Source organism: Variovorax sp. ZS18.2.2 (assembly GCF_024701975.1).
Classification (GTDB): domain Bacteria; phylum Pseudomonadota; class Gammaproteobacteria; order Burkholderiales; family Burkholderiaceae_C; genus Variovorax.
Window position 1 is genome coordinate 444,608 of record NZ_JANLNM010000002.1, and the last position, 18,865, is coordinate 463,472.

Annotated in this window: 12 protein-coding genes; all 12 read right to left on the reverse strand. The window is 69.5% G+C overall.

Annotated features, from left to right (window positions below; genetic code table 11):
* Positions 1-3: 3 nt before the first annotated feature.
* Positions 4-3,168 carry a DUF4157 domain-containing protein gene (locus tag NU688_RS12575; protein ID WP_257860942.1) on the reverse strand — a complete coding sequence of 1,055 codons (3,165 nt, stop codon included), beginning with the start codon at positions 3,166-3,168 and terminating at the stop codon, positions 4-6.
* A gap of 11 nt (positions 3,169-3,179) precedes the next feature.
* Positions 3,180-4,559: an ATP-binding protein gene (locus NU688_RS12580; RefSeq protein ID WP_257860943.1), complete on the reverse strand. Its 1,380-nt coding sequence runs from the start codon at positions 4,557-4,559 to the stop codon at positions 3,180-3,182.
* The gene (locus NU688_RS12585; RefSeq protein WP_257860944.1) at positions 4,556-6,058 is read right to left on the reverse strand and encodes a contractile injection system tape measure protein; all 1,503 of its coding nucleotides are present in this window, start codon (positions 6,056-6,058) and stop codon (positions 4,556-4,558) included. The genes NU688_RS12580 and NU688_RS12585 overlap by 4 nt, the downstream gene beginning before the upstream one ends.
* A 2-nt stretch (positions 6,059-6,060) precedes the next feature.
* Complete coding sequence (locus tag NU688_RS12590; RefSeq protein ID WP_257860945.1) at positions 6,061-8,796, reverse strand: hypothetical protein; 2,736 nt, start codon at positions 8,794-8,796, stop codon at positions 6,061-6,063.
* A gap of 23 nt (positions 8,797-8,819) precedes the next feature.
* Positions 8,820-11,549, reverse strand: a complete 2,730-nt coding sequence (locus NU688_RS12595; protein ID WP_257860946.1) for a hypothetical protein — start codon at positions 11,547-11,549, stop codon at positions 8,820-8,822.
* 3 nt (positions 11,550-11,552) lie between these two features.
* The gene (locus NU688_RS12600) at positions 11,553-14,693 is read right to left on the reverse strand and encodes a baseplate J/gp47 family protein (protein ID WP_257860947.1); all 3,141 of its coding nucleotides are present in this window, start codon (positions 14,691-14,693) and stop codon (positions 11,553-11,555) included.
* A gap of 1 nt (position 14,694) precedes the next feature.
* Complete coding sequence (locus tag NU688_RS12605; protein WP_257860948.1) at positions 14,695-15,135, reverse strand: GPW/gp25 family protein; 441 nt, start codon at positions 15,133-15,135, stop codon at positions 14,695-14,697.
* 11 nt (positions 15,136-15,146) lie between these two features.
* Complete coding sequence (vgrG, locus tag NU688_RS12610) at positions 15,147-16,877, reverse strand: type VI secretion system tip protein VgrG (RefSeq protein WP_257860949.1); 1,731 nt, start codon at positions 16,875-16,877, stop codon at positions 15,147-15,149.
* A 19-nt stretch (positions 16,878-16,896) separates the two neighbouring features.
* Positions 16,897-17,565, reverse strand: coding sequence for a hypothetical protein (locus tag NU688_RS12615; RefSeq protein ID WP_257860950.1), 669 nt, complete (start codon positions 17,563-17,565; stop codon positions 16,897-16,899).
* A 206-nt stretch (positions 17,566-17,771) separates the two neighbouring features.
* Entirely contained in the window at positions 17,772-17,933 is a 162-nt protein-coding gene (locus NU688_RS12620; protein ID WP_172672138.1) for a DUF5908 family protein, read from the reverse strand.
* A gap of 14 nt (positions 17,934-17,947) precedes the next feature.
* Positions 17,948-18,388, reverse strand: a complete 441-nt coding sequence (locus NU688_RS12625; protein ID WP_257860951.1) for a phage tail protein — start codon at positions 18,386-18,388, stop codon at positions 17,948-17,950.
* Between the two features lie 22 nt (positions 18,389-18,410).
* Complete coding sequence (locus tag NU688_RS12630; protein ID WP_093431235.1) at positions 18,411-18,845, reverse strand: phage tail protein; 435 nt, start codon at positions 18,843-18,845, stop codon at positions 18,411-18,413.
* Positions 18,846-18,865 lie beyond the last annotated feature (20 nt).

Genomic DNA, 18,865 nt, shown 5'->3' on the forward strand with positions numbered 1-18,865 from the left:
GTTTCATTTCTTCACGGGCATCGCCTTGCGGATGAACTGTCCGCCGCTGAAGATCCACACGAAGCTCGGATCGGCCAGCGCGATGGTCCGTCCGCTGAGCCCCGATACCGCCTTGAAGAACGGGAAGCAGTCGACCGGGCACACCTCCCGCGTCACGCCGATGCTCGCCACGGCCTTCTTGGTGGCCCCGTCGATATCCTTCTCCAGCCGGCCCAGCGCCGCGATGAAGGCCTGCTTCTCCGCGTGCGACTTGTAGTAGGCGCCCGGCGCGTACTTGGGATCGAAGGGGAAGGCCTTGGTCGAGTAGCCGTATCTCGCGAGACCCGCCTGGTACTGCATCACGTACTGGTGCACCTCGGCGGTCTGCTGCGACACCGACATGCCCCGGCCCTTGGCCAGCGCCGCCAGCGAGCCGTCGAGCGTGCCCCAGCCGCTGATCGTCACATCGTCGGCCAGTGCCAGGGTCTTGCCCGGCCTGACCACGCCGCCCGCGGTGGCCACGTCGTAGATCTGCTGGATCGCCCTCTGCTTGTCGATCGCCGACCTGACGGCGGTGCGTACGTCCGTTTTCGCGCCGGCCGGAATCCCCGAGAGCAGCTCGTCGAGGTTCTTCGCCGTGAAGCCGTCGCCATTCTCGATCGGGTTGATCTCGCCGACCAGGTGGTGCTTGGGTCCGCCGTCGTCGGCGATCTCGAGCTTGACCAGCTTGTACTTGTTCCTGATCGCGCCGAGCTTGGAGCGGATCGCGCCCACGTCGTCGCTGTGGGTCTTGGCGATCGCCGTGCCCTCTCTCACGGCGGCCTTCAGGTCGCGCTTCTTCTGGTCGTCGGTGCGCGCATCGGGCTTGCCATCCTTGCCCTTCTTGTTCTTCCCCAGCAGCGCATCGAGGAATTTCTTGGCCATCTTGCGGACCCACGCCACCATCGAATCGAGCGCCTTGTCCACCGGCGCGCGGATCTTCTGCAGGATGCCGTTGATCTTCGAAGCGATCTTGCCCAACCCCGCAAAACCCGCGAGGAAGTTGATGGCCAGCGACAGCCCGCCCGCGAGCACCGACTCCACCTTGCCCGCCGCCGCGCCGATGTTGCCGCCCGCAATGGCCGTGATGGAGCCCACGAAGGCGCTCACCACCGCGGCGATCTCGGAGATCTTGTTCACGAACACCATCACCATGTCGTAGATCGACACGATGGCCGAGATGAAGCCCGCGCCCGGGATGAACATCGCGACCAGCTTCGGAATCGCCTTGGTCACCACCGCCTCGATGATCATTCCCTTGATGCCTTCGATCACCTGGTCCTTGAGCGCGGCGAGCTCGGCCTTGACCTGCACCCAGGCGGCTGCCGGGCCTTCTTTGGCCAGCGTCTTGACGATGCCGAAGCCTTTCTCCAGCGCGACCACCGCGGTCTCGCCGATGCCCTTGACCAGCTTGCCGCGCAGGTTCCCCCAGCTCAGCCCCAGCACCGAGAACGCGAACTTCACGATCTCGGGCAGCGACAGTGCGGTGGGGATGTAGACGCCCGAGAGCGAGCCGGTGAGCCACTTGATCAGCCCGTTCTGCAAGTGCGTGAGGAAGTTGCCCGCGAAATTCTGAAAGCCCAGCTTGGCCGCCTTGCCCAGGTTGCTCACGAAGGGCAGCGGGTCCTTGATGATGTTCTTGAGCGCGCTGCCGGTCTTCTGGATCGTGCCCCAGGCGCCGGGGCTCACCACCTCGAAGACGATTTCCGCGAGCTTCAGCGCGGAGTCCACGCCCCAGCCGATGAAACTCCCGACGAAGTTGCCGAACACGGCGGCCACTTTCGCGAGCCCGCGCGGGAGCACCACGATGTCCATCAGCTCCAGCGAGGTGAAGGCCGCCATCGCCAGCGCCGGCACCTGCTTGACGAAGCCCAGCAGCGCTTTTTTCGCATCGTTGAACCAGGCCACCACGCGGCCGATGGCGCCGGTCGACTGCACCCGGCCCCACACCTCGCCCTGGCCGGCCAGCGTCATGATGCCGCCGAGGATCGCCTGCGCGTCGCCGGGCGATTCGTCGCCCGTCACCGGGTCCCTGCCGAGCACCGCCTTCAGCAGCGGATAGGCCGGCGTGGTCGCGGCCAGCGCGGCCAGCGGCTTCAACACCGCATCCTTGATGAGGGTCAGGATGTCGCTCGCCAGGCCTCCGACGAAGCTCTTCACCTGCTCCCACGGCGTCGTGAAGATGCGCACCGCGCGGTCCCATGCGCCACCCAGGTCGAGCAGGGCGCCCGGGCCGAGCGAGTCCGCGTAGTCGAACACCGCCTGCTTGAAGCTGGAGCCCACCATGCCCAGGCTGTCGACCTGCTGCGAGAACCAGTTGGCGATCTTGTCGAACACGCTGTAGGTGTCCAGCGCCCTCACGATCAGGTCGCCGCCGGGCACGAAACGCACCAGCGCGCGGAACACGTTGGCCGGCGAGCGGTCCACCGCACGGCCGTTGATCGGGTTCATACCCAGCACCAGCGCGAACATGCTGAAGCCGGGAATGCTGTCGGCCTTGCCGGCGAAGTAGTCCAGCGCGTCCTGCACGCCCAGGCGCTGCACCTGCGGCTCGCTGCGCACATGCACGGTGGTGTCGACGCTGCGGTGCGCCGTGCCGGGTTGCGCCGCGCCGCCCTGCTGGATGGTGTGCGTGAGCTCATGCGCGATGAGGCCGCGGCCTGCGGCGCTGCCCGGCGCGAAGCGATCACGCCCGAAGAACACCTCGTGCCCGACCGTGAACGCCGCCGCGTTCAGGCGCCGGCTCGCGCGCGCGGCCGCGTCGCCGGTGTGCACGCGCACGGCGGAGAAGTCGGCGCCGAAGCGCGGCTCCATGTCGTGCTTGAGATGGCGCGGCAGCGGCTGGCCCACCGACGAGCCCACGCCCAGCGACGAGGGCAGCAGGCTGCGTGCAGATCCGCGTGCGGGCACGGTCTTGGCGAAGCGGCGCGCTTGTGGTGTTGCAGCAGCGGGTGCCATGGCGAGCACGCGCTGCGAGACGCGCACCGCCTCGCGCTCGGCCGGGTCCGAAGGCTGCGATACGCGCACCGGCGCGACGGGGGCCGCGGGCTTCGAGGTGGCCGGCGGCACGCGCCGGGGCGGCGGCCTGCGCGTATCCGGCACACGCAGCGCGGCGCGCGTGGGCGAGACCTGGGTGGCGGTGTCGGCCATAGGCGTCCCCGCTACAGCGCGCGGCCCTCCTTCAGCAGCTCGCGCCGCACGCCTTCGTCCACATCCTCGGCGCGCAGCACGCCGTCGCCGCGCGCCAGCGAGCGCAGGCACGCATAGCGCAGCACATTGACGATGGTGCCGCCCGAGAGTTCGTGCTGCTGCGCGAGGCGCGTCAGATCGAGGGCCGGATCGGGCCGCACCGCATCGGGAATGCCTTCGCGCCACAGCCGCAGGCGCTCGGGCGGGCGCGGCAGCGGGAACTGCACCACCGACTGGAAGCGGCGCAGGAACGCGTCGTCGATGTTGTGGCGCAGGTTGCTCGCCAGGATCACCACGCCATCGAAGCCCTCGATGCGCTGCAGCAGGTAGCTCACCTCCTGGTTCGCATAGCGGTCGTGCGCGTCGCTCACGCTGGTGCGCTTGCCGAAGAGCGCGTCGGCCTCGTCGAAGAAAAGAATCCAGCCATCGCGCTCGGCCGCGTCGAACAGGCGCGAGAGGTTCTTTTCGGTTTCGCCGATGTACTTGGAGACCACCAGCGACAGATCGACGCGGTGCACCTCGCGCCCGCAGCGCTCGCCGATGAGGCAGGCCGACAGCGTCTTGCCGGTGCCCGAGGGGCCGTGGAACAGGCTCACATGGCCGCGCCCCGTGCGCCGCCCGAAGCCCCAGTCGTGCAGCAGGCGCTGGCCGTGGGTGAGCCAGAGGTGGATGTCTTCGAGCTGCCCGAGCGTGGTGGCGGGCAGCACGAGGTCTTCCCAGCGGAGGCCCGTCTGCACGCGGGTGGCGAGCGCGGTGCGATCGGGCGGCGCCGGCAGCGCGGGTCCGGGCAGGGCCTCGGCGAGGAAGGCGGGCGAGGGCACGAGCAGCGACTGCAGCAGGCCGCCGGCCTCGGGCGACGCCGGCGTTTCGGTGTGCAGAAGATCGTCACGCGCCAGGCGTTGCTGCGGCGACAGGCGCTGCAAGGCCTCGAAGCGCCGCGCGAGGTCGTCGCCCGCGAGCAGGAAGCAGCCCGTCTCCACCGTCGGCAGCATCGCGCCGCCCGGCCCCGCGTGCGCGCCGAACTCGGTGTAGGGGCGCTGCGTGGTGGCGTTCTGCGTGGCCAGCACGTCGAGCAACTGCGGGCGTAACTGGGGCGCGAGCGCGAGGATCATCAGCAGCCGCTCGGTGGCATCGAAGCCGTGGCGCTGCAGCGCGGCCGCGTACGGACCCGCCTTGGGGCGCAGTGGCGGTGGTGGCGCGAGCGTGTCGGGCAGCGGCGGCGAGGCCGGTGCCTTGTCGTGGAAGTAGTGGTGCAGGCGCAGCTCGATCAGGTGCGCGAGCCATTCGAGTTCGGCTTCGAGCGTGTCCGCATCGACCCGGGCGTTGACGGGCGGCATGTCGGTGGGCTTCATGGCGTGGGCCACTCCACGATCAGCAGCTTCGGCATCCAGGGCAGGCGCACCTGTTCGATGCGCCAGGGCAGCATCGCCATCAGCATGTCGAAGGCTTCGGACTGCATGCGCAGGTGCCAGGTGCCGTCGCCGCGCGAGAGCAGGCCGCGGCGCTGCAGGAAGCTCAGGCGCAGGCCCTCGATGCCGGTGCCGCGCAGCGCGCTCCAGTGGTCGCGCACGGCGGTGAGCAGCGCGTCGACCTCTTCGCAGTCGGCCAGTGAGAGCGCGGGCAGCGCGGCGGTCAGCGGTTCGTCGGGCGGGCGGCCGAGCAGCAGCTTGATGAAAGGCAACTGGTGTTCGGCGATGGGCGCGTTGTCGCAGGCAAGGGCGTGCAGCAGGACGCAGGCGCGGGGCAGTTCGTCGGGGAGGATCTGCTTGCCGCCCTCGTCGAGCACGCCGCAGCCGGCGAGCATGCGGGGCAGCCAGGGATGCAGCAGGACCAGGCCGGCGAGCGGGACCAGCAGGGGCTCGGCGGTTGTCGCGGCGTCGCTTTCCAGCGGATGCTTCTGTTCCGGGCGATGCGGTTGCTTCGTCGTTGGCGCGCGGGAGGTCTTGCCGCCTTCGGTCCTGGAGGACGGGTGAGCGGTTCTCTGCGCGCGCGGCTTTTCAACGAGCGCTTCCTGCAGCGACGCAAGAAACGGCGGTGCGCCGGCGACGGCGCGCTGCTGCGCAACGAGTTCGCGCAGCGCAGCAGCGCCGAGCGGCGCTGCGAGCCAGACAGCCTGCCACTCGATGCGGTCGATGGCGTCGCTATCGATCCATGCGCGCCAGCTCTCCAGCGTCGCAGGGCTCAGCGGCAGCGGCGGCCAATGCACCGCAAGCAGGCGGCGGCGCAGGGCGGCGGGCAGCAGAGGCAACCAGCGCAGCAGTGCGCCGAAAGCCGCGCGCGTGTCGGCCGCATCGGGCAGCACCGAGCGCAGCGGCTCTGCGCCGCTGGCCACCGATTCCGCAGTCCGCACCGCTGCTTCGGCCAGTACGCGTTGTGCCTCTTCGGGTGCAAGGCCGGCGAGGGTCCAGGGCAACAGGCCTCTCGCCATGTAGTGCTTCAGGGCCTGGCGCGCCTCGATGGCGGTCGAGCGCCGCGACGAAGCGATGTCCGCCTCGGGGAAGGGCGACGTGGCAGGCGCCGTGCCCGACCGGCTCCCATGTCCGACCTCTGCTGCAGGCGCATCGCGCTTCACCGGCCGCTCCGCCGCAGCCAGCGCCGCGCGCACCGCGGCCTCGATGCGCTCCGACAGCTCACCCGCCGACAGACCCCGCAGGTCCGCCAGCCGAACTTCCAGCGCCAGCCTCGGCAGATGCCACACCTCGTCCCGCGGCACCGCCTTGTCGAACGCCCGGTCCAGCGCCGCCTCGCACGCCTCGCCCTGCGCGCGCAGCAGCGTGCGCAGCGCAAAGGCTTCGGCCGGACTCGGGGCCGAGGCCCGCCAGCGCAGGCGCCGCACGCGGTGGGTGTTCATGTTCAGCGCCCGATGTTGCGCAGGTTGCCGATCACGGCCGCCTGGTTGCCCGCGGCGCGGCCCTGCGCGGTGGCGAGCCGCGTGTCCGCCTGCGCCTTCGCAGCGGGGCTCTGGATCGTCGCCATGCTGCTCGTCATCGATTGCGTCAGCTGCTTGCCGGCCGCGCTGCCCACGTCGACACCGGCCGTCACCATCTGCGCCGCCACGCCGCCCAGCGTCTCGGCCAGGTCGAGCTGCGCGCGGTCGAGGTCGCGCGCCACCTGCGTACGCACGTCGTTCGAGAGGCCGGGCTGCGTCAGCATGTCCTGCAGGCCCTTCACGCGCTCGCGCTGGTGCGCCATCTCGCCGGCCTGGTAGTCGAGGTACGAGTCGCCGGTGAGGTCCAGCACGCCGCGCGTCTTCGGGTCCACCGCGTTGCTCGGAACGAAGGCACCCTTCACCAGCCCTTCGATGCCGGCGCGCTGCAGGTCCAGGTCTTTCTGGAAGCCTTCGCGCTCGAAGGTGAAGCGGTCCTTCACCACCAGGTCGATGGGCCGCACCGCGCGGATGCCGTTGCCCGCCACCAGCGGCGGCCGGTAGGGAGGGCGGGTGAGCGGCGGGTCGTCGGTCTCGGGCGCCTCGGCCTCGGCGGCCGGATAGGGCAGCGTGAAGTCGCCCACCACGCGGCCCTGGTCGTCGTACACCAGCACGAAGGTGCCGCCGCGCCACACGCCGCCCAGGTGGTCCAGGCCCGGGTGGTCCTGCACGAAGCGCGACAGCAAGAGCTTGTCGTCGGCCTTGTTGCCCTGGTCGAGGATCAGGTCGTCGAGCCAGTCGATCCAGTGCGGCTGGTTGGTGTTGAGGAGGCCATCGAAGGGCGAGACGAAATCCGTGCGCGACAGGTCGCTCAGGTTCGCCCGCGCCTCCCGCACCGACACCAGCGAGGCGGTGTAGCTCGTCTTGAAAGCCGGCCCCTGGTCGCTCGTCACCGCGGCGCGGTAGCCGCTGTAGCTGGCCTTGGCGAGCACGGGCGATGCGGCCTTGCTGGCGCTGCTGACCGCTTCGCCGGCCAATCGGGCACTCGCGACCACCGAGGTGCCGCCGCTCGTGGTGGCGGGAATCAGCTGCGCCTTCACCGCCTCGGTCATGTCGGCGAGGTGGCGCTGGCCGAATTGCTCGCTCTCGTCGAGCCGGAAGGCCACGTCCTGCCGCACCAGGTAGTGCAGGCTGTGCAGCGGCGTGTAGCGGAACGGCGGGCGCACGCGCAGGCGGTCGCGGCTGGTGTGCACCAGCACCGCCTGCACCTGGAACGGCAGGTTGCGCTCGGCGACCTGCTGGCGCAGCTCGGCCGTCACCGTCTCGGCCGGGCGGCCCAGGTGGCCCTCGATGCGAAAGAAATCGTGGCCGCCGATGGCGAAGGCGAGTGGGTCGCGCGCACGCGCCGTGCTGGCCCAGGCCGTGGCGCGGTAGCCGAGGTTCTGGCCCTCGTGGTGGCGCGAGGAGAGGCGAAAGTTCCACGCGGCATGGATCGGCGTGGTCTCCAGCACGCGGTAGTACCAGGGGATGGCGCGTGCTTCGAGCGGGTGCACGTCCGACAGGCTGGGCGTGACGCGCACCGTGGTGTCGGTCGGCATCTGGAAGCTCGCGATCAGCGCATCGAACTTCCATGCATGGAAGCGCGCATGCGCCGAGCGCTCGCGTGCCGTGGCGTCCAGCGGCGACGGGTAGAGGCCCGTGCGCTGCTCGCGCGGTGCGGCCGTGGCGCCGAGCAGCAGATGCTTCGGAAAGGCCGCCACGTTCGGCAGCGGCACCGCATCGTCGGCGAGCAGCGCTTCGCGCAGCGCGTTCCACTGTTCGATGAGGTCCTTGACGAAGCCATAGCAGTTCTGCAACCCGCTCGTCGCGTTGGCGAACTGCGTGGACAGCGAGGCCAGTGTGCCGAGCCAGCGCGCGGTCGGGTCGGCGCCGAACATGTCGGCCAGCACCTCGGGGCAGTTGGCGTTCAGCGTCGGCAGGGCGCGTTGCAGGTCTTCGAGCGACGAGCGTGCGCTGTCGCGAAAGCGCGTGGCCAGCAGCGCGGTGTTGACGATGTTGCTGCCGAGCACCGGCCGGCGCATCGCGACCGATGGCAGCGCCTGCGCGGCCTCGCTCGCGGGGCGCAGCGGCAGGCGGTCGAGCAGCGTCTGCGCATCGCTGCGGCGGATCAGCAGCAGGCGCACCCGGTGCAGCGCATCGCGCCCGAGGTTGTCGCAGTCGGTGCCGCTGCACATGTCGGGGTCGTTGACCACGCTCTCCATCAGCATCAGCACCGCACGGTCGGTGAGCGGGCCGGGCAGCGCCGCGAGCGGTTGCGCGAGCACGTCGCTCTCGCCCACGGGCACCAGTTCCTGCAGCACGATCATGTCGGTGGGCGAGCCGTCCGCCGCGGTGCCGCGGTAGAACGGCCGGTACACCGGCGCGGTGGTGTCGTAGGGGCGGAAGCGGTCGTACAGCGTGTCGGCCGCGAGCGTCATCAGGTCGCCGTCGGTGCTGACGCCGAAGCCGCGCGTCACGCGCACGCCGGTGCCTTCGCGCGATACGTGCAGCCCCGTCACCAGCCCGACGCCCGAGAGCGCCACGCGCGAGAGTCGCACCTGGTCGCCCCAGAAGTCGGACACGCTGTTGAGCTGCCCGTGCGTGAGCACCTGGTCGGGCTCGAAGACGGTGTAGTGGTCGGCCAGCGTCTCGAGGCTGCTGAGCACTTGCAGTGGATCGGCCATGGTGGTGACTCCTTGTGTTCTCTTCAGTTGCCGCCCGACGGCTGGGTGCCGAGCGAGGTTCGGCCCAGGATGAAGGGCGGCTTGGTCTCGTCGCTCGTGCAGTCGAAGAGCGCACGGCTCGGGTAGATGTTCTTGGCGCGTTGCAGAACGTCGATGAGCGCATCGAGTCGCGCCTGACGGGTGGCCTCGGTGGTGCTGCCGAAGCCGGCATGCACCATCAGCCAGTTGCGCCACGCGCCCTCGAACTCAGCCATGTCGTTGCTGCCCACCCAGCACACCGTCGGCAGGATGTGCGCCGGCATCTCGGCGCGGATCACCTCTTCGGCGAAGCGGCGGAAGCCCTCGTCCTGGAAGCGCCCGGCATAGGCGGGCAACAGCACATGCACACGGTACGAATACGGATCGAGGTCGCCGCAGTCGTCGCAGCCCGCGTCGGTGCAGATGTCGAACATCCGGTCGGTCGCGGCGCGCGGGCGAAGCAGGATGTGCTCGACGAGGTACATGCCCTCGCCGCCGTAGCGGCCCGCGAGGTAGGTGATGAGGTCGGCGATGGCGGTCTCCATCGCCGTAGCGCTCTCGAAGTACTGGATGCGGCGCGCGATCACTTCGCTCGCCGCATCGACGATGTTGAAGTAGGGCTTGGGCTCGGCACCCGCGGTCATCAGCCGCTGGTAGCCGGCGGGCAGCTGGGCGCGCTCGATCGCGAGGATCATCGCGGCGCGCGCGGCCTCGGGCGTCGGGTAGCGCGTGCTCGACGAGAGCAGGATCGCATTCGTCACCGCGTGCCGCACGCGAAAGCGGAACTCGTTGACGCTGTCGGGCACCGCGTCGATCTCGTTGTAGGTGTCGTAGCTCTGCAGGCCGAGATTGCGGCGCGTGAAGTCGGCAATGCCGAGCAGGCGCGCCACGCGGCGCTCCAGGCCCGAGACGTTGGGCGTGTTCCACACCTCGGCTGCAGTCGCGGGGCGTTGCGCGAAGGCGCCTGCGCGGTCGCGCGAGAGCGCGGCCACCTCCTGCAGGAAGCGGCAGCGGTCGCCGATCAGGCGGTCGCTGTCGTAGCCGAAGGCCGAGGCCATGGCGCCGGCGTAGTCGGCGAAGTCTTCGGCCACGCGCGACAGCAGGTGGTCGAGCAGCCGCTGCTGGCGTGCCGCCGCTTCGGCGCCGGATTCGATGGCGTCCGCCAGCATGCGCGGCGTTGCACCAGCGGGGTAGAGCAGTGCGTCGTCGGCGATGCTCGTCACGATCTGCGCCGAGAGCGTGTGGCGGTTGTTGCCTGCGCCGCTGAAGCGTTGCGCCACGTCCTGCAGATCGGACGGCGCCACCGAGAGCTGGCGGCGCGCGCCCGCGAGCATCGACAGCTGCCCGGCCATCGCATGGTCGAAGAACAGCAGCCAGCCCTGGAGTTGCAGCGCCTGCACGCGCCGCTCGGCGGTGGCACGAAGGCCCAGGCCCTGCGGGCCGATGCCGTAGACGGCGGGAAAGTCCTGCTGGAAAGAGGTCCACGCGTCGAGCACGCGGGCGCGGCCCGATGCGGGCAGCGGCACGTCGGTGCCGGCCTGCTGCTCGACGCGCACGCGCGCCGCCTCGCGCAGTTCGGCAAGGCGCGCGGCCACCGACGCGGGCATGTCGGCGATGTTCCAGCCCTGCACCGGCAGCCCGCGCTTGGCGAAGACCAGCCGCCCCTGGTTGAGCGACAGCCGCGGCAGCCGGCCCGCGCGCACCGGGATGCGCCAGGCGTTGGCGAGCGGCGCGGGGTCGCCCTGCACGTCGGTGGGGTCGGCGTCGGGTGCGTCCTCGTCGTTCTCGTCGGTGCGCACGAGCGGGTTCAGCAGCATGTTGCGCACCGAGCGGATGCCGGGCACGTCCATCGCCACGCCGATCAGGTCCGACAGGCGCAGCTCCGCGGGCAGGGCGGTGGCCAGCAGTTCGGTGTCGTCGATGAAGCCGTGTTCGAGCAACGGGCCATCGAGGATCTCGGGCAGCGTCAGGCCGCGCGCGAGCAGCGTGGCGAGGTCGTGGTTGAGCACCGGTGGCGCGATGGCCTGGCCGATGTCGAACAGCAGGCGGGCCGCAGCCTCGACGGGGTCGGCATCGCCTTCGAGGTCGATCTCGGCGCAGAGCGCGAAGTATTCGGCGCGCACGGGGCGCACGTCGATGAAGTCTTCGCAGAGGTTGCGCGATTGCTCCAGCGTGCTGCGCACCGCATCGAGCACGGCGGCGCGCTCGACCTGCGTGTTGACCGAGTCCATGAACTCGATGCGCACACGATAGAGCCCCGCAAGCGGCACGGGCTCGAAGGCCGGATGCGCGGGCGGCGTGGTGCGCAGTTCCCGGCGGCGCAGGTCCGCGTAGAGCAGTGAATCCGTCACAGGCTCGATCCACGCGTTCTTCACATCGGGCAGGTCGATCAGCAGCTTGCGCCAGTCGAGCTCGGTAAGTGCGCGGTTCGGCAATACGGTGCGCGGCTGGTGCAGGCGCGCCATCGTCTGCGCATTGCTTTCGCCCGGTGCGGTCAGCAAGTCTTCGATGGGCAGCGAGTGACGGTACGACAGCTCGGTGAGCGCGTAGCAGGCCACCTCCAGCATCGTGATGCCGGGGTCGTGCGTGTTGTGGTCGGTCCAGAGGCCCCGCGACAGGCGACGCACGGTAGCAAGCCCTTCGTCGAACAGCGCGCGCGGGTCGAAGGCCGCGTCGGCCTCGGGCGCTGTGGAGATCGGCGGCAGCGCGGTGATGGTGTCGGGGGTGTCGAACATTGTTCAAAGCTCCACGATGCGGTGGGTGGGCGCGGAGACCAGGATCGCGTCGGGCGTGTCCGGCACGATCTCGTCGCGGTCGCGCGTGTCGCCTTCGAGCGTCAGGCGGAAGTCGGTGACGAAGTCCACCCATGGCAGCGCCTCGACGAAATCCAGCAGCTCCGAGCGCACCACGCGGCCGCCGAAGCCCAGCTCGGTCGCGCTGTCGAACGCCCACGGCGACAGTGCCTGCACGATGGCCTTGTCGATTTGCGGCCCGTAGAAATTGAAACCGAAGCCCGGCCGCAACCGCACCTTGAAGTCCAGCTGCACCGGCCGGTAGCCGGGGTTGCGCACATGCACCCGCGTCTGTGGTCCGCAGCGTGCGGCAAGGTGCTCGTGAATGCGCGCGAGCGTGTCGAGGTCGACGCGCGGCTGCAGCACGTTGCCGGTCGTCCGGTTGCGCAGGTCGGGCACCACCACCATCGTCAGGTGCCCGGCCGCAAGCCACGAACTCTCGCTCGCATGCGGAATGCACTTGGCGCGGTGCACCGAGGGAAAGGCCTGCAGCACCAGCCGCTCGCAATCCCAGCGGTTCACGGCGCGGTTGCGGTGGCGCAGCCGCTCGGCGGCGCGGCGCGAGAGCGAGGCGTCGTCTTCCTGCAGCGCACCGCCGAACGAAGCGTAGGGCTGGGCGATGGATTTCACCGCGGCCAGCGGCGTGCGCGCCTTCGCGATGCTGCCGGGCGGGAGTGCGCGTGCGAGGCGCGCAGGGTCGTTGCCCTGGTCGGCGAACACCACCTCGACCGCATTGGCATGCACGCCGACGATGTCGCAGGCCGCCTGCGGCGCGCCCGCCGTGGTGGCACGCAGCCACACCGGGCCGGCGGGCAGGCGGGTGTTGGCGGTGGTGGTCTCGCGCGGCAGCACCAAGCCGACGAGGCCACTGGCGCGCAGGCCCCGCGTGTCGTCCTGCACCAGCTCGCCGGTGCCCAGCGTGCGCCAGGCGTTGTCAGCGAGCACCGACCATTGCACCCCTGCTGCTTCGGCCAACGGATCGGCCGTGCCTTCGGCGACCTGGATCAACAGGCTCTGCGAATCGCCGGCCTGCGCGCCGTCGAGCGCGATCAGGAACTCGGCCGACGCCGCATGCGCCGGCAGCAGCCCAATGCCGCCCTGCGGCGCCCACGGCCGGCGCGCGTTGAGCCAGGCGTGCTCGCGCGCGAGGCCCAGCGCATCGATCTGGAAGAACTGCACGTCGGTGTCGGTGAACGCGGCCTGCGACGGATCGGCCAGTCGGCTCTCGTCGCTCTCGGCCGTGTAGTCGAGCGTGATCTCCTGCACCTTCGGCGTGTAGGGTGGGTTCAACACCTTGGGCGGCACGGCGGTCGCAGCGGCCGTGGCGTCGCGCATGAAGTCGCGGCGCAGCAGGTCATCGATCAGCGAGACGGTGACGAAGCCCGCGCGCGGTGCGGTGGGCGCGGCGGCGGCCAGCGCCGAGTTTGAAAGGCTGCCGAAGAGGCCGGGGATGAGCGTGATGCCGGTGGTACCGGTGATGTTGGCGATCGCGCCGATGCCGGTGAACCCGGCGATTGGGCCCGACATGAGCGACATCGACCGCGCGACCGGCTGCGCGAGCTGCATCGACACCGCCGCATGCGCCGCCATCGCGCTGCCGCCCTGGAGCAGCGACTGCATCTGCATCGCCGGTGCATAGGCCTGGATGCCGCTCGCCGCGCCGGCGATCACGTTCAGCGTGGTGGGCGCCGGGGCGCGCGCGATCAGCGTCACGTTGGCGGCCTGGTGCTCGGTGCCCGATGCGTCGCGCCAGCTGGTGGCGGCGCTCACGCCATTGCTCATGGTGCCGCGCCGCCCATAGCCTTCGTACCAGTCGTACAGATCGGCCGGCGCGCCTTGCCAGGCGAGATGGATCTTCAGCGAGGTGACCGGCTTGGCCAGCGCCTCGGCGCACCCCACATGAAAGCGAGAGCCGACCGTGGGTTGCGCGCCGAAGGGCAGGAAGGCCTTCTTCGGGTCGAGTGGCGCGTCGTCGTTCTCCAGCGTGAGGGCGCGCATGTCCTTGGCGTTCACCGTCACCTTCGCGCTGCGCACGGCCACCTCGTCGAGCGCGCCGTAGGCGAGTTCGGCGCCCGGCTTCAGCAGGCACTGGATGACGGGCAGCGCGGCAGGAAATGCGTGCAGATGAATCGCAGGGTTGTGGTCGACCACCGCCGGCTGCGCGGGGCCGACTGCCACTTCGAGCGTGAGCAGGTCGCCGCTCAGGCTGCCGCTCATCGGCAGCGGGCCGATCCAGCCGACCGGGCCCGTGAGGTGGGCGTCGAAAGCGGCGGCGAGCGTCGCAGCATTCACGCCCGCAGGGAGGCCCGAGAGCCGCAGCTTGAGCCGCACCGTGCGCGCGCCCTCGGCCAGCCGCAACAGCGGCGAGGCGACGGCGAAGCCCACCGGCGCGGCGGGCAGTCCCGCACGGCCAAAGGGCGGCCAGTGCGGCGCGGCGGGAGACAGCGGCGTGCCGAGCCCATCGGCCGAATTGGCCACGGGCGCGAACAACAGCCGTTGCCCATTGCGCACGATGCTCGCGAGCCGCGCCACCCGCGCGCGGCCTACCACGGTGGGATGTACCGGTGCAAACAACTGCTCGACCTTGGTCGCATCCTTGCCTGCCGAGAACAGCTGCGGCGCCGCGATCTCCACCGGTGCCGCGCCCTTCTTGAGTTCGAAGACGAGGTGCGCCCGGTCCGGCTGCGGCCCCCGGGGTGCGAAACCCAGCACGCGCTGCATCTGGTAGTTCAGGTGCTGCGCGGTGAAGTCGTTCAGCCGCGCCTGCGGCCGGGCCAGCAACTGGAGGAACGCGATCAGCAGGCCGTGGTGCGGCGGCTGCTTGCCATCGGTGCTCTGCACCAGCGCTTCGAGCGTGGCGATGTCGCCGGAGGGAAGGTAGGGCTGCCAATTGCCCGGCGTCGCCGACACCGGCCACTGCTCGTGATGCTGGACCAGCCCCGCCAACGCATGCAGCGATTGCAGCAATTGCGCCGTGCTGCGGTCGTCGATGGGCGTGGACGCGGGCGCGAGGCGTGGGTCGTCGCGCTCGGCCTGCGCCGTGCCGGGCGCGGCGGCAAAGGCGTCGAGGAGGTCTTGTGCGGCCATCTCAGCTCCTCGCCGGCAGCGTGGGCACCACGCGTTCACGCAACTCGTTCGCATCGCCCAGGTAGTAGGGGAACACGAGGTTGAAGCGGGTGTTGGTGCTGCGCACCGTGTAGTCGAGCCGGATCTGCAGCACCCCCTCGAACGCGCGCGAATCGTCCACTGCCAGCGCGAGCACCCGGATGCGCGGCTCGTGGATCAGGAGCGTGGTCGTGATGCGGTCTTCGAGCAGCGTGCGCAGCGTGGTGCCCAGCGGCTCGAAGAGCAGCGGCGCCATGTCCAGCCCGAATTTGGCGTTCAGCACGCGTTCGCCCGGCGCCGTGCCGAACAGGATGCTCAGGCTCTCCTGGATGTCCACCTCGTCCTCGACCATGCGCACCTGGCCGTTCGAGAACGAGGGCGGAAAGCCGAAGCCGCGACCTAGGAAGAGCGGGGTGTCGTCCATGGCCTTGTCCCTCAGCCCAATTGCAGCGCGGAGCCCGCGACCTTGACCACGCCGATGCTTTTCACGTCGGTGCTGACGATGCTCTCGAACTTCATCTCGGTGTTCGCCTTCACCGAGAAGGCCTTGGCGCTTTCGATGGCGATGCCGTCGCGCGACATCACGATCTTGTTGCCGTTGCTGTCGCTGATCGTGATGCCGCCGCTCTGGTCGTCCAGCACCAGCGTGTTGCCTGCGGGCGTGGCGAGCGTGAGCGATTTCTTCTCGTCGTCGAAGGCGAGCGTGATGCCGCTGCGGCTCGTGTAACCCTTGACGTGGTTGTCGTTGCCCGGCGCGAGCGGCGCAGCCTTGGCGCTGCTGTGGAGCATGCCCAGCACCACGGGGTGGCGCGGGTCGTCGTCCAGGAAACCGACGAGCACTTCGTCGCCGATCTCGGGGCGGAAGAAGAGACCCCGGTTGCTGCCCGCATCGGCCGCCGCCACACGGGCCCAGACGCCGTCGTCGCCACCGTTCACCAGCGGCATCCGCACCCGCACGCGGAACTCGCCCTGCGGGTCTTCGTTGTCGGTGACCACGCCAAGCTGCAGGCCGGCAGCAGGCGCCAGCAGGTCGGCCGTGCGCTGGCGCTGCAGGCGCTCCCGCAGCGCAGGGTCGGGCTCGGCGCTGCCGAACTGCAGGTGCGTCTTCCAGCCCTTCTGCGTGTCGAACACTTGCCGCACGCCGGTCACGAGCACATCGCCGCTGAAGCGGTCGCCCACGCCGCCGAGCTTGACGGTGTCGCCGGGCTGGATGGTCGCGATGCCAACGCACATCGCGCGGCCGCTTGCAAGATCGACCGCCGCGCGCTGCCGTACCGCGCTCGCGAGCGCCACGCCTTCGGGGGCGTCGAGGGTGGTGTGGGGCAGCAGCACGGTGTCCGATCCCGCATCGGTGGCCAATGCGTCGGCCTGGAAGTTGCCGGTGGATTTGAAGGCGGGTGCTTCGCCTTCCTGCTCCTCGACCGCCTGGTCGGCCGCGTTCCAGCTCACGGTCTTGACGGCCTGCGCCTGAATGCGCGCGTCGATGCCGCCATCGAACTCGAGCAGCGTCGCACCGAACTGCAGCTGAACCGCCGCAGCGCCGATCTTCGGTTCGCTCACCGCGAGCTTGTCGCCGCGCGTGAAGACCATGCGCCCGTTGGCCGAAGCCCGGGTGACGATGAAATCCCAGTCGGTGCAGTCGTGCTGAACGAGTTGCTTGTGCGTGACCGTGGTGGCATCGACCTCCACATCGACACCGGCCGTGCCCAGCAGCGACTCGATGACATCGCCATCGGTCTGGTCGAAGAAGTTCGCGCTGCGGCGCACCTGCGCGAGCTTCATCGCCGCGTGGCGGCAGTCGATGACCAGCATCGACGACGAGGCTTCGCGGATGCGCAGCCGCTGGCCGACGATCACGCCCTTGAACACCAGCGTTGGATCGGCCCCGCTGCCGGCCAGGATCTCGATCGTGCCGCCCGGCTTCACCAGGTCGAGCTTGCCGAGCGGAAAGTCGCCGGAACCTGCCGCGCCATCGACATATGCGAGCTGCGCCGAAGCGATGCGGTTGGCCGTGGCCACCACGCTCACCGAATGCAGCGCGTGCTCGCGTGGCACCGGTTGGCCGTTCACCTTGACGGTGAACTCGCGATGCTCGGCCTTGATGGGCAGCGTGCGCTCCGCGGGCTTGGCGGGCGCGGGAGGAGGGGCGGCGACGGCGTTGGGCATGGTGGTGTTCGTCCTCCGCCTACTTGCGCAGCGGCGGAAAGCGCACGCGCGTGCCGGCCGGAAGATGCCGCACGCCGTCGAGGTTGTTGGCGCGCGCCACCTTCAGGTAGAGCGCGGGGTCGCCGTAGATCTGCGCGCACAGGGCCGCCAGCGTGTCGCCGGCGCGCAGCACGCGCACATGGGTAAGGTCGGGCGACGAATCCTGCGAGAGCGCGACGCGCGTCTGGTCTTCCACCGCATCGACAAAGGTGGCGGCGATGGTTGCGCGCAGCGGCGTGCCGTCGGCCTTGAAGAGCTTGTACGCAATCGATGCGCTCTTGAGCACACAGCGCTTCACCTGGATCGTGCCCCACGCCACCAGCAGGTAGTTGGGCCGGTGGATGTCGCCGTTGTAGCCGGTGACGGTCTGGAACTTCTCGACCTGCTGCTGCACATCGATCTTCACGCCGTTGGCGCCGGTGCCGTCCAGAAAGAAGTTCAGGGACATGTCGCCCGGCTTGACCTTCTTGAAGTCCATGCGGCTGCCGGTGGTGCCCGAGCCTTGCGCGGCGTCGTACTCCATCTCGTAGGCGAGCGTGATCTCGTTCGGGTTCACGTACGACTCGAAGGTGTCGATCTGGCTGCCGGTGGCGCAGTCCGGCGTGGTGAACGCCTGGACCAGCAGTTTCTCGAGATGTCCGGAGGGCATGTCAGTGGCTCCATCTCGGGGCATGTGCGTGGTGCTGGCCGATCAACGACTGCTCTGGATAACGAGCACGCCGATGGGGTGCCTTGCGCAGCGAAATCAAGGAGGAGGCCGCAGGCCGGGGGACATTCGCGGAGCAAGGTACCCCGTCGGCGTGATCGCGCCCTGAATGCTCCCTGCTGCGATGAACAAGAAATCGGGGCGTCATTTCAAGGCTCCTCCCGATCGCGAAGAATCTCGAGCACCCGCTCGACACACTCCGCCACCAACGCCTGCCGGTCGTCCGCCGGCGCAGGCGGTGTCGCGGTCCCGCCGCCGGCCGCATTGCCGACCTCGACCGTGATCACCACTTCATCGACGACGATGGGCATGGCGTGCTCCTCTTTCAGCTCTTGTCGAGCCGGAAATACTTGTAGGTCAGCGTCAGCGTCTCGACGACGAAGGTGTTGGCCGATGCATTGAGATCGGCAATCGACCATTTCGTCGGAAAGGCGCCCACCACATGCCACGTCATGAGCGGCTCGTGCTCCGGGTTCAGGAGCGTCACATCCACGTCGTGCGGCGTGATGTCCAGCTCCTCGATGCACTGGCGCGCCCAGTTCCACACCTCGCTGTCTTTCAGCAGACCGCGCTTGAGCACCAGGTCGCCGTACTTCGCCACGCCGGGGTAGCGCTGCACGTAGCGGTTCTCGCCACCTTCGGGCATGTCCTCGGTGGCGATCTCGAGTGCGAGACCGCCGACCTCGATGAACCGAAGGTCGTCCGCAGCGGGCGTGATGCCAAGCACTTCCACCTTGAAGTGGAAGCCGAGAGGAGGCGTGAACATGACGGGGACGTGCGTGCGTGCGTCAGTCGTTCTGCAGCTCGAGCCCTTCGTGCGCGATCTCGATCGACTCGATCGCGACCTCGTTGCCCGCGGCTTTCAGGCCCGGCCCTTCCACCTTCACCGGGAAGGCGTTGTGGATCTTCCAGGTCATCACCGGCGCATGCTCTTCATTGAGCAGCGAGATCACCACGTCGCGCCGCTCCACCTGGTTGAGCTTGACGGTCGAGAGCCACTTGAAGAAGTCGTTGTCGGCCTTGATGATCCCGCGCTTGAGCGTCACGTTGCTGAACTTGCGAAGGCCCGGCATCTTGATCGACGAGTACTCGGGGAACGAGCCGTCGCGGTATTCGATGGCCTGGTTCTCCTGCGTGAGCCCGCTCACTTCGGAGAAGCCCAGGCGGGTGCCACCCCACTGGACGGTGAAGTGGAAGACGGGAAGAGGGTATTGCTGCGGCATGGCGTCGGCTCCTTGAGGGT